The sequence below is a fragment of the Paenibacillus rubinfantis genome, from assembly GCF_001486505.1.
Classification (GTDB): Bacteria; Bacillota; Bacilli; order Paenibacillales; family Paenibacillaceae; genus Fontibacillus; species Fontibacillus rubinfantis.
In genome coordinates, this window is the sequence record NZ_LN909066.1 from 1210649 (window position 1) to 1222790 (window position 12142).

Here is a 12142-nt window from a genome sequence, read left to right on the forward strand (position 1 = left end):
TTTCCCCAGGAAGGGGCTTTGCTAGGTTCTATCAGCCTATCCTATCTACAAATTCTCCTATATAATGAAGAGGATGGTTCCTATATGAGGGAGGTTCTGTTCGGTGGACTGGAAATGGTTTAATAGCTTTGAACATGATTTAGAATTCGCCTTTGATCAAGCGGAGACAATTCTTTTGGGACTGCCGGAGGAATTCCGGGAACAAGCCGTCAACTACCTGGGTAAATTTCATGCCTTAAAGAAATCAGGCTCCCAAAACTACATATGTTATTTGCTCCCCTTCTGGCTGCAGGAGGCCGCTGGCGTTACGACAGAAGACAGCCGAGAGTTAACCGTCGCTATGATTTTAGCGATGCTGCATTACCATTTAATCGATGAAGTGATGGACGATCCAGGCTCCAATGACAAGCGGAAGTTGCCCCTGGCAAATCTCATTCAAATCGAATTTGCCCACATCTACGCCAGATTTTACTCTACTTCCTCCCCGTTCTGGAATTACTACCGGAAATATACCGCAGAATGGGCGGAGGCAGTGTCATTAGAGAACCAACAAGACTTCTTCCAGGATAACCCTGTACAAATTGCTCACAAGGCATCCCCAGTGAAGTTATCCGTTGCCGGCATGCTGCTGCTGACCGATCGAGATGCATTAATTCCGACGTTCGAAGCTGCGGTGGATGCGGTACTGGTCACACTGCAAATGCTGGATGATTGGGAGGACTGGGAGAAGGATCTGCGGGAAGGGAGCTATAACTCGCTGATTTCGGTGGTGCAGCATGAACTGCAGATTCCGCCGGATCGACGGCCGACGCCGGAGGAAATCAAACACGCCTTGTATGTCCGGGATATCTTGTATATCTATGCTAAGCAGACAGATCAAAATGCGGCCATCTTGGAAGTTAATGCTCCCGATCTCATTCATCTTCGAGATTTCCATGAATATCTCAGACAAAATCTCAAGCAGGGAGCACAAAGTTTACAACAGGAACGAAATATGTTGACTCAAGGAGGGTTGGCTTATTTGCTGTCAAATCTTAAGAACCACTCCTAGCGTTCTGTCGAATTCCATGTTATAGTAATAAGGAAAATATAACTATTTTTATCAGAAAGGGTGATCTTATGACATCAGGAGCTCTCCTTCAAACGCAAGTTGTTGAAAAAGCATGGCAAGACCCTAGCTTTAAAGCTAAATTGCTTGCCGACCCGAAAGCTGCGATCCAGGAGGCACTGGGTGTAATTCTCCCGGATCACATTAAAATTAAAACCGTCGAAGAAAGCTCTGACGAGTTTTACGTTGTACTACCCCCACAACCAGAAAATGTAGTAAAAAGCAAAATAAAACCGGCTGGAATTTGGGAATAACCCCCAAATCATCAGCCGCAACATTTCCCTTCGGGGAGAACGAAAGGGTCTAGGGACCGAATGCTTATCCTGTAACATTCTCCTCAAGCTTCACGGAGGGAAACCGGATAATGACTTCGGTCCCTGTTCCTTTTTTACTGTTGAAATGAATTTGTCCGTTCATGACCTCAATAATTCGAAACGTCACCATCAAACCCAATCCAGTCCCCTTCGTTTTGTTGGAGAAATAGGGCTCGCCTAAACGGGCCAGCACTTCTTCATCCATGCCCTCCCCGTTATCCTTGATATGGAGTACGACATCCGTAGTTTCTTCGTAACCCCAAATTTGAATATCCCCTTCGCCCTTAAGCGCTTCAATACTATTCTTGATAATATTAATAAAGGCTTGCTTAAATTTAGAAGAATTGCCTCGGACATAAAGATTTTTAGGAATATGAACCGTGATTTTGCCACCCTGCAAATTAGCCAGCGGGATCAAAATGCCTTCGATATGAATAAATTCATCCAACACGTTTAGCGTGGTTACTTTACCGCCTTCCGGCTTAGCAAAGGTGAGGAAGTCTGTAATGATCCCAGAAGCGCGATCAAGTTCTTCCAAAGCCATGCTTAAATATACCTTATCGGAGCTCTGTTGCTTCTCCACAAGCAGCTGTAGAAACCCTCTGGTAACCTGCAGCGGATTACGGACCTCATGGGCCACCGATGCTGCCAACTCGCTGATGATTTCCATTTTCTCCGAACGCTGCAGCTCGTTGTTGAACATCTCCAGTTGTTTAGAATACTCCACAACCTGCTCATGATTCTCGGCGAATCTTCGGCCTAGTATGATGATCAGTGAGGTCAAAAAGCAAATAACCCCTACCTTCCATAAAAACAACTTGTAGTAGCCGTCGTTGTAGTAATACCAAATCAATTCGCCTGCGCAAAATAATGTGAAGGACAAAACCCCAACGAAAAAGATAACGGCTTCTTTATTCCCCTTGATCATGTATATGGACAGGAGACAGATCAAAATAAGAAATTGAAAGATGATTATATATCCTGCAAATTGAGTGGTAATTAGAGAGTAAACATTGTAGAAACGATTTGATGCGATTTCATTGGTAATAAGAACTAGGATGCAAAGTGTAGAGTAACCAACAAGAAATTTTCGAGACCATCGAATCAAGTTAAAATAGCCCGGCCCGAAAATTTTTTCAAAGAAAAATGTAAATGAAGGGAGAAGAATAAATAGGGCCACGTCAAACAGAATCACCAATAATCTACCTGTTGATGTATAGTCGAACAGCCAAAAAACAAACGGTGAATACGTTAGCACCAGCAAACCGCTGGAAAAGATGACCGCACAAAGAGAAAACCACATTGACATGTTTACGTATTTCAAAAAGACGGAACAGAATAGCATAATGACCGCGATAAAGATAAGCGTGCTTCCTAGAATTAAGTCCGAAATGCTTTGCCTAATAAAGTCTTTCATTAAGCTCTGATAATCACCGATTTTAATCTCATCGAATATGCCAATTTTATTGTTTGCTGAAACCCCAATATATACCGTTTGCTTAGATTCTTCTGCGCGGATCGGCACTAGAATGCTGTTGAGATTATAGTTGAATTTCCGCTGTGTTTCGTAGATTGAAACTCCATTTATATTAACTACAATATGTTTTCCATAGATCTTTTCAATTAATAAAACCTCGGAATTGCCTTTCAGTTCAGGGAGTTGAATTTTGATCCACTGAGACATCCCTGTGCTCGGCATAACCGGAATATCGTCACCGGCTCTTACATCGGTCCAGTTGTCCAACCCTTCAAGCCACTCGGTGTTGGGTTGTGGTTCGAGATGATCCGTCCACGCGATCTGCCAATGATTAATATGAATGATGTCCGAATCTGCAGGACTCGAACTCTTGAATATAAAGCCAAATAAAACTACGATTACGATTACAAAAAAAACGATAAATCCTTTAATCAAAGACTTCATTAGAGCACCTCTGGAGATATTATAAAGTGTAAACCGGTTGATGCACCTCTGTTCAAACCTCAAAACGAGAGAGCTACCTTAAACCATTCGATACTTTAACCCCAAAAACCTTCAATTATATGGAAATAGTGATAAATATTTTTAAGATAGGAGTACCACAGCTATTTTACCGTGTAAAAGTAGTTTTATCTATGAATAGTTTGCATTTTCTATCAAAAAAAACGCAGGAGTAATCTCCTGCGTTTCGTTGTTCGCCCTTCAGACGGACAAATCTATATTCCCTCTGTTGCTTGTTTCGCCTCGCTTCGCCCAACGGACGCTGGTTCCGAATGCCACAGCACTTTCCCCAACGCAAGCACCAACAAGCCAAGCGCTGCGATGATTCCTCCCAAGTATACGAAAGAACGGCCCGGTCCAATCCATTCGACCAGAAGCCCTCCGAGCAACGGAGCGACGAGCATTACTACGCCCAAGAGGGAGGTTTGGATCCCAAAGACACGGCCGACCATATCCGATGGTGTTTCTTTCTGCAAGCAGTAGTTGAAAGTTACGACCACCAGCCCATTGCCGACGCCTAATCCAAATCCCAACAACAGAATGGGAACTGCTGCAATTCCCGTGGGAAGCAAACCCAGACCCCCGACGGCCATCCCAATCAGCCCGTATCCGGCGCCGAATTTCCAAGCATACCCTGCCGGTCCCCGATTCCAACGGTTAAGCACCGCAATAATCAACACGGCACCCATCCCCGCCGCAGCAACCATCCAACTGAGATAAGCCTCCTTCAGAGGGGCAATTTCCCGAAATAGGCTGGTGAATTGAAAATCGATCATTTGGATCGCTGCCGTCGCGACAAAACCAAACAGCAGAGTTACTAGTAAAAGCCGGGTTTTCAGGATAAAACGTAAGCCTTCGATCCACATGGTGCGGAGGGACGAAGCCTCAGCCGGTTCCGGAGAGGAGGAGGAAGAACGAACTGGATTTCGTCCGGCCTTCTGGAATTCAACTTCCGCCTTCTTGATCGTGAGCAGAATCAGCAATGAAAACATCCGAAAGCAGGCATTCAGCAGGATGCACCACTCGGGGGTTAACAGGGCCAGTGCGAAGCCGCCAAGCAGCGGACCGGCGATTTTAGAGCCCTGGTTGACGAAGCCATTCAGCGAGGTCGCTTGAAATAGCTGATCTTCCCGAACGATGCTGCGCGTCAACGATTGCTGAGCGGGAATCAGAAAGGTAGAGAGGGTTGCACGCAACGTTAACACTGGAAGCAACCACAGCATGTTTGGAGCCAGCAGAACCAGCAAGGTGAGTGCCGCTGTCAGCAGATCGCAGAGGCGCATCAGCTTCAACTGATGGATGCGGTCAGCGACCACGCCGGCAAGGGAACCGAGCATGACACTGGGTAGAGCATTGGTTACGGGAATCAGCGCCAGCATAAGCGGTCCGGCCTCCCAGCGGTATCCCACCAGCACCTGAATCGCCAGCATATCAAACCAATCGCCAAAGGTCGCCGCCGTATATGCCGCATACACGCGCGTGAAAATTTTGTTGCGAAGCAGTCCGGCAGGTCCGGCCTGTACATTACCTGTCATGATTATTCCTCCAACCAACCTAGTTTCGTATCAACTAAGATCAATGTATCGGAGGAATGTCAGAAGAATATCAGAGCGACTTCCTGGATCAACCTAACTCATCACGGATGACCGCATCAAGCGCGTCCGACAAGCGGGTTACCCCTATCCGATCCAGTTCCAGGTTGTATAATTCCAGGTATTTTTGCTGCAGCGCGAACGGAGGCGGGAACATGGCGAAAACATTCGCAATTCGGTATAGGGAGAGCAATCGAAGCGGCACGAAGCCGGACCGTTCCAGCACCGTCAGCCCTTCGTCCAACTGCTTTTCCGCCTCCATCGACTCCCCTTTCCGCTGTAGCCATAATCCTTTTACCACCTTATAACTGCCGATCTCTCTTAAGAAGGGTTTCTCGGTTAACATCCCGTTTTCAATGGCATCCGCCAGCTTCGCGATTTGACTCTCCGGTGATCCTGCCACCACATGAGCCAGCATCTCAGCGATCGTGGTTTGCGGGATGAAGCTGTCGTATTTCAACTCCGCGATGACGCGGTAGCTGAAGTTCACGCGTTCCAGCGCTTTGTTCGGCTCGCCGGCCAGCGTATAGACATCCAAGATCGTCAGAATCTCTATCTCTCTGTGATAAGGGGGCGGCAGCAACTCCAGGGCAAGCACGCGCTCGCATACCGGCAAGGTCTGCTCCGGACTCTTTGTCAGGCAGAAGAACAACAGCAAGTAGAACAAGCGGTCCCGCAAAGGAGCTTCGGTCTTATTTAAGAGCCAGTCCAAATCCCCTTGCACGAAATGAATGTACACCGAGTAGAACGGGTCGAGTTTATAACCCAGCACATCCTGTTGGCGCGCCAGCGTCAGCATCGAACGCCCCTGGCCATAGAGCTGGTATTTACTGAAAAGGGCTCGCATCGTCTCATGAAGCTCCGGATCCGCTAAGGTTGGAATGGCTCCCTCCGCAGGATGGGGAATCGGCAGCACCAGGCTGTAGCCTAAGCCCCGAACGGTCTTAATCTCTAACCCGAGGATAGGCTTTAGCTTTTTGCGAAGCCGATAGATGTGGTCGTCCACCGTACGTTCGACCGGGTATTCCAGGGGCCACACCTTGTCCAGCAGTTGTTCTCGGGTGAATGTCCGGCCAACGTTACGGTACAAGAACTGAAACAGCGCGAACTCCTTCGGTAACAGCTCCACCGTAAAATCCTCCGCGGTAATCTCGAATCGTTCGCTGTTGATGTCTAGCTGCATCGGTGGTTCCTTCCTTCCCCGCAAATGATGACCTAATTATATCATCTACACGCATAAAAAAGACGCCGGACAAACGCAAGGCATCGCTGCCCGGCGCTCATCCGGAGTCTCCTTGAACCTAAATGATCTTCCGCTAGACTAATTCTGCTACAATCCGGCGCACAGTGCCGGTGCGGATCTCTTCGGCCAACTCGCCGTCGATGACAGCACCGTCAACCGCAAGCTCCGTTCCATCCAACTTCTGCACCGCCAACCGGCGGATGGCCGCTTTATCCGCGCCATAAGTGTCTTTCTTGTGCGGGTTCCGGTAGACGACTTCCGTCGTACCCAGGAAGCGGAAAGACACCTCACCTTGCGCATCAAAGAGCCATCCAGGCAGGATCGGATTAAGCGCAAGCCGGAGCTTGCCCTCGTGCAAGCGGAAAACCCGCTTCCCGGCCATCATCGTCATCCACATGCTGAGGAACTCCGCGGTTGATCCGCTGAGCCGAGCGACATACCCGCGGCCATGGGTATCCGGATCCGGATTGACGCTCGTCGCGATGAAGGAGGAGTTCTCCAGCGTGCTGCGGCCATACACCGCCGGATCGAGAAACGGAATCAACGAGGTGCGAAGCTCGGAGAAGAACTCCTCAGTCAACCCGCTCTTAAGCAACGCCAGTAAGTACTTGTAGCTCATATGCAAGAAGACCGATTCCCGTTCCAGCCACCCCGGCGTAAAGGCGCGAATCCGACCGATTTCATGGGTCTCCGCATCCAGGCTGACCGAGGTTTTATACATTTGAAGCCGGTCATCAAACAGGTCGCTGCGGCGAATCTGCTCATAGGTCCGTTTGGCTTCGCTTTGATCCTCAACCGTTTTCAACCAACGGGCTGGACCTTCCAGGAAATGCGGCAGCGGACGAACGGTAAACTTCTTCACGACCGCCTTCGGCAGGCCGTAACCGCTGATCACCGGCGCACCTTGGGCGTCCGTTACCGGCTCAAATTCCGCCGCTTCGAAGGCGAAGTACGTTGGCGTCACGCCGTCGCCCAAACGAATAGCTTCCTGGATGCCGCGCTCGATTTGCTTCAGCATACGCGTCGCCAGTTTGCCGACAGCTTGAAGCTCCAGCGAGGTTTCCGCCCCGCTGATCCCGAAGCGAATGGCTTCGCGGTACTTCTCGCGCGCCGCAGCCACCTGATCCCAGTAAGCAAACGGCTCCAGATTCCCCGCCAAGCGGGCTTCCAGCAGATCTCCCACTTCGCTAAGCAGGGCGGCGATTTCCTCCGGCACGGACACGGTCCGGCTGTTGCCGCCGGCTTCATGGCAAGCTTCCTGAACGAACTTCAGCAGCCGCTTTAACTCAAACGTCTCGCTCATGCCCGAGCCAAACAATCCGGGCAATCCGTTCATCGCATCATTCCAGCCCGGTTTGTTCCCCTCCATCTCCACGCCCATACCGAACGGATCCAGGGTGGCGAACTTGACCAGGCCCAGCGACAGCAGCTTCACGAACAAGGTCGTCCGGTAAATTTCCCCGCGGCCATGCTCCGTTTTTAACCAGTTCGTGCTCTTTAGCGTCAGCCCCAACTTCGCCATTTTCTCTTCGTCGTGAACCAGCGCGCCGTATTGGCGAACGTGGCCGCCGCTGATCACATATTTCTCGCTGCGCGGCAGAACACGGGCCGGACTGTCGAAGTACGTATACTCCCGCTCACCGAACAACAGCTGTTCCTTGCGGTCCGGGAAAATATCCAGGTAGCTGTCGATCAGGTCCATATTGTACGTCCAGTGATCTGACCAGTAACCTTCCCCGAAGGAGGCTTCGATTTGCTGCTCGGCGAGCGACAGCACGCCGGTCAACAGCTCGTTCTCCTCCATAAGCAGCTGAACGCCGCGGTGGATGACCAGTGAGATGATTTTTCCCGGAGTAAACGAACCCCGGCACAAGGCAGCCAGTTCCTCCCGATGATCGGCAACTGCCTTCTCCAGGAAGGCGGACAGCTCTGCCGCCCGTTCTTCTGGAACCCGGAATGTGGTCCCCTCCACACCTAGCGGATTATAACCATCAGCCTGGATTAAGCTAAAGAACGTGCGAATATTAAACGTTCCGACCCGTGGATTAAAATACACGTCACTGCGCCGGTTTTGGTTGGCGTCTCGGAAGTTGCCGTTGCCCTGCGAATAAAATTCCGGGGCGATGGAGAAGAAATTGTAGTCCCGCTCTAGATCCCCGTGTTTGCGGGAATACAAATGGACGACAAACCCTTCCCGGCCGTTTTCGAAAATAAACGGATACCCGCCGCGCAGAAAATTGTCCAGATAGCTCTGACGGCAGTAGGCATCAAATAGCGGCAGGGCCGTTTTCGTGGCGATGTCCGCGGTCAGCTCCTCGGTCAACTGACTGGCCTCCGCATGTTTGCGAGCGACATAAGCCGGGCTTGCGATCTCGGCCGCTTTGCGATTCAGCCGTTCCACGCTGTCGATATGCCCGATCAACGTGTGGAAGCGGCGGCTTTCACCGGGAGCCAGCTCCGCAGCCAACGCCGAAAATCCGCAAGGCACCTTATTGGTGCAATACTGGGGCTCTGCGGTCAACGCTGCCAGCGAATGCTCGGCAAATCGGTCAGGGTAAGCCAGCGACGTATTATCGCCAAAAATAACGGCAAAATCCGCAATCGTCTTCAGCAGCTTCCCGTCCTCTCCAAAGGACAAGTAGAAATGGCCGCTTTGTACCTCGCTAACCTCAGCCTCATCATGGGTGCTGGAACGGACCCGATAAAACGGAACCCCCTTCTCCAGATTGTCGACCTCCATCCAGCTGCGCAGGAGATTCCCGATTTCCTTATAACCTGCGTTCTCAACCCCGTAAGGAAGAATCTCCGGCATTCCGTCCAGCATCTCCAGCCGTACGGGCGCTCCGGAGATATTCGTAACCTCCACCTGGCGCACCAGGGCCGCATAATCGTCGTTAGGCACTTGAAAATAGCTGACCTTCACCCGAAGCCCCTGCGCTTCGTGGGTTTCCTCGATCGTCAGCTCGTTGGTCAGAATGCGCATGCGACGAATGGCCGACGGGTCGGGGGTGGCGCTTTGGAAGGGCTCGTAGATCCCGTTGTTCCCCTCGGCTTTAATAAACGTCCGAAAACCTTTCATCGCAACCGATTGGTAGGTGATGCTGGCCGGGGAGAATTCCATGATCGGGCTGTTTTTGTCCCGGATCCCAAAGCTGCATACCGCCTGTCCCCGGTTCACGTAAAACGTCCACATCGGAATCCCCTTCAAGCCGGCAAGGCCGGGGAGAAAGCTCGAGAACGGCTTCGCCCGGTCAAATTGCTCGATGACGAACGCATTCTCCTCAAAAGCATAATTCGGCATATGGCCTATCCCTCCGTTAAATAAATGATGTGTTAGCCTTGAATGATGTAGGTTGCGATCGAGTGGGCCGGCAGCGTCTCGTTGGCAGCTTCACCGCCAAGCTCCAGGGCAAACGGCAGCGCCTCATCGCTTTCGTTCTGCACGACGACCGCAATGCTGCCGTCCGGATTGCGGAACGCCGCAGCCAGCAGCGACGGAGCCTCGGTATCCAAACCGATACGTACCGCTCCCGGTTGAATGTATTTGCTGAAATGCCCGATGTAGTAATAAGAGCTGTTGTAATGAAGCGTATCGGTTGTGGTATCCGCGATGATCGGCGCATCGCATAGGTTGCCCACATGGTTCGGGCCGCCGGTTTCATCCAGCACCAGGTTCCAATCCAGGAACCCTTCATTCCAGTTGTTTAGATCGCCAATGATATTGCGGCCGTAACGCTCGCCGGTAAACCATTCGCCCAACTTCACGCCCCCTTCCTGACAGCCTTCCGTAAACAGGAGATGCTTGTCGGGGAATAGCTCATGGACTTTGCCAACGTTCTCGAACGCTTCGCTGACGTACCAGTGGAAGCCGGTGCCCCACACATATTTAGCCGCTTCGGGATCGCTCAACACGGCGGAAGCCCGCTCGATCATAATGTCTCGGTTGTGGTCCCAAATCAGAATCTGAACGTCCGCCAAGCCTTCCCGGTGCATCGTTGGCCCCAGATGATCGCGGACGAAATCGCGCTCCTCCTCACCGCTGTAGATACAGGAATCCCAGGTCTGAACCGCTGCTGGTTCGTTTTGCACCGTAATACCCCAAATCGGGATTCCCGCCTCGCGGTAAGCTTGGATGAACTTCGTATAATACCGCGCCCACACCTCGCGATATTCCGGCTTCAGCTGGCCGCCGTGGTTCATGTCCCCGTTGGTTTTCATCCAAGCCGGCGGGCTCCATGGCGAGGCCAGCATGGTGATGTCTTTCCCGGCCGTTTTCGCCGCATCGTGAACGAGCGGAATCACCCACTGGTGGTCCCGGGAAATATCGAACGTGTTCAGCTCAACATCGCCGTCCTCGATATACGTGTAGTTCTCAAGCGCGAAGTCACAGCTATGGATGTGCACACGTCCCAACGTATACCCCAGCCCCTCCTGCGGATCGAAATATCGGCGGATCACTTCCTCCCGCTTCTGTGGGCTGATCCGAGACAACGTATACGCGGCCGCTTCCGTAAAAGCACCGCCAAACCCCATCACCGTTTGGTAGGTTTGCTCCGGCAAGACCTTCAACTTCCGTCCCGTACCAGCGCCGGATTGGACCGTCACTTCCCCTTGCGGCTGCATACGGTCAGCCGAGTCGCGCGATGTGAGTACTTTTAACCATTTTGCCATCGTTAATCCTCTCCTTGGTTCACGTAATTGGCCATTCTTGAAATCGATTACATTTCATGCAAGAGGCGCGCCGGAAGAATGCATCTGATCTCCAACTTTTGAAGAACGACGGGCATCGAAACCGGTTTCGATTTCTTGCAAAAAAATAGAGGCCGAGCTGTCTACAGCGATCGGCAAGAATCGCGAATGACCAGCTCCACCGGGATAACGTCCTGTTGCACGTCTTCCCCGCCTTCTATCGAATAGATTAACATGTCAGCCGCCCTGCTGCCAAGTACATATGTGTTTTGTCGTATCGTCGTTAAGGCAGGTGTTAAAAATTTCGCCATCTCGATATCATCGAAGCCAACCAGCGAGATGTCTTCCGGAACTCGCAGCCCATGCCGCTTCATCGCCATCATGGCCCCAACTGCCAAGTTGTCCCCGGCCGCAAACACGGCGGTAGGCCGTTCGTCCGCTTGCAGCAGCTCCTCCATCGCCTTGCTGCCGCTCTCCACGGTATAATCGTAGCTGCCTTGCACGATATGCTGCGGATGGATTGTCAGTCCAAGCTCTTGCATCGCTTGCCGATAACCGCTTAACCGCTGCTCGCCGGCAAAGGTGGGGCCGCCGCCGATATGCGCGATTTTCCGATGGCCCAGGGAATGTAAATAAGCCACGGCTTGCCGGACTCCTTCCGCATTATCCGAGTACACGGTGCTTTTTAAAGTGGATTCCTGGTCCAGCAGGACGCACGGAATATCAGATTCCAGCAGTTCCTGGAAATAAGGATCGGACGCATCCGGCAACACGACCACAACGCCGTCGATGCCGCGGATTTTGCAGTGCTCCAGATAGCTGCTTTTCTTGCCGCCGATATCCTTGGAAATAAACATCAGGTCATACCCTTTGGAGGTGGCGACCCGCTTGAAGCCCTCGATGACGCCGCCGAAATACGGATGCAGGATGCCCGCCCCGGAAGACTCGATAAACAGCACGCCAATCGTCCAAGAGCGTTTGGTCGTCAACGAACGGGCGTGAGCATTCGGGACATAACCAAGCTCGTCGGCGGCATCCAGGATTTTGCGGCGCGTTTTCTCGCTGACATCGGAATACCCGTTAAACACCTTGGATACCGTTGTTGGCGAAAAGCCGGTCTTTTGTGCGATATCGTAGATCGTAATCAACGTCTCATCTCCTCTGCCCGGCTCCGAGCCAGGCTCGTCCGGGATTCACAGGCCATTGTAGCCGCTGGTT

General features: G+C 51.8%; 8 protein-coding genes. 2 read left to right on the top strand and 6 right to left on the bottom strand.

The annotated features are described in order from the left end of the window. Positions 1-103: 103 nt before the first annotated feature. A complete protein-coding gene (locus BN3277_RS23145) occupies positions 104-1051 on the top strand; it encodes a hypothetical protein (RefSeq protein WP_059046732.1) in 948 nt (315 codons plus the stop codon). A 68-nt stretch (positions 1052-1119) separates the two neighbouring features. Further along, positions 1120-1362 (top strand): NHLP leader peptide family RiPP precursor, encoded by a 243-nt coding sequence (locus BN3277_RS23150; protein ID WP_059046734.1) that lies wholly within the window; start codon positions 1120-1122, stop codon positions 1360-1362. 64 nt (positions 1363-1426) lie between these two features. Here the strand turns inward: BN3277_RS23150 and BN3277_RS23155 are convergent, their stop codons facing one another. The 6 genes from BN3277_RS23155 to BN3277_RS23180 form a co-directional block, all read right to left on the bottom strand. Further along, the gene (locus BN3277_RS23155) at positions 1427-3343 is read right to left on the bottom strand and encodes a sensor histidine kinase (RefSeq protein ID WP_059046735.1); all 1917 of its coding nucleotides are present in this window, start codon (positions 3341-3343) and stop codon (positions 1427-1429) included. Between the two features lie 272 nt (positions 3344-3615). Then, positions 3616-4935 carry an MFS transporter gene (locus BN3277_RS23160; RefSeq protein WP_059046737.1) on the bottom strand — a complete coding sequence of 440 codons (1320 nt, stop codon included), beginning with the start codon at positions 4933-4935 and terminating at the stop codon, positions 3616-3618. An 88-nt stretch (positions 4936-5023) separates the two neighbouring features. Continuing rightward, complete coding sequence (locus BN3277_RS23165; RefSeq protein ID WP_059046739.1) at positions 5024-6175, bottom strand: winged helix-turn-helix domain-containing protein; 1152 nt, start codon at positions 6173-6175, stop codon at positions 5024-5026. Positions 6176-6308: 133 nt separating this feature from the next. Further along, the gene (locus BN3277_RS23170; protein ID WP_059046741.1) at positions 6309-9536 is read right to left on the bottom strand and encodes a hypothetical protein; all 3228 of its coding nucleotides are present in this window, start codon (positions 9534-9536) and stop codon (positions 6309-6311) included. A 32-nt stretch (positions 9537-9568) separates the two neighbouring features. Further along, positions 9569-10906 (bottom strand): glycoside hydrolase family 30 protein, encoded by a 1338-nt coding sequence (locus BN3277_RS23175; protein ID WP_059046743.1) that lies wholly within the window; start codon positions 10904-10906, stop codon positions 9569-9571. Positions 10907-11067: 161 nt separating this feature from the next. After that, positions 11068-12072, bottom strand: coding sequence for a LacI family DNA-binding transcriptional regulator (locus BN3277_RS23180; protein WP_059046745.1), 1005 nt, complete (start codon positions 12070-12072; stop codon positions 11068-11070). Between the last annotated feature and the right edge of the window lie 70 nt (positions 12073-12142).

Coding starts and splice junctions, on each gene's coding strand:
- BN3277_RS23150 (WP_059046734.1), top strand. CDS start 1,120: ATGACATCAGGAGCTCTCCTTCAAACGCAAGTTGTTGAAAAAGCATGG.
- BN3277_RS23165 (WP_059046739.1), bottom strand. CDS start 6,175: ATGCAGCTAGACATCAACAGCGAACGATTCGAGATTACCGCGGAGGAT.
- BN3277_RS23170 (WP_059046741.1), bottom strand. CDS start 9,536: ATGCCGAATTATGCTTTTGAGGAGAATGCGTTCGTCATCGAGCAATTT.
- BN3277_RS23155 (WP_059046735.1), bottom strand. CDS start 3,343: ATGAAGTCTTTGATTAAAGGATTTATCGTTTTTTTTGTAATCGTAATC.
- BN3277_RS23160 (WP_059046737.1), bottom strand. CDS start 4,935: ATGACAGGTAATGTACAGGCCGGACCTGCCGGACTGCTTCGCAACAAA.
- BN3277_RS23175 (WP_059046743.1), bottom strand. CDS start 10,906: ATGGCAAAATGGTTAAAAGTACTCACATCGCGCGACTCGGCTGACCGT.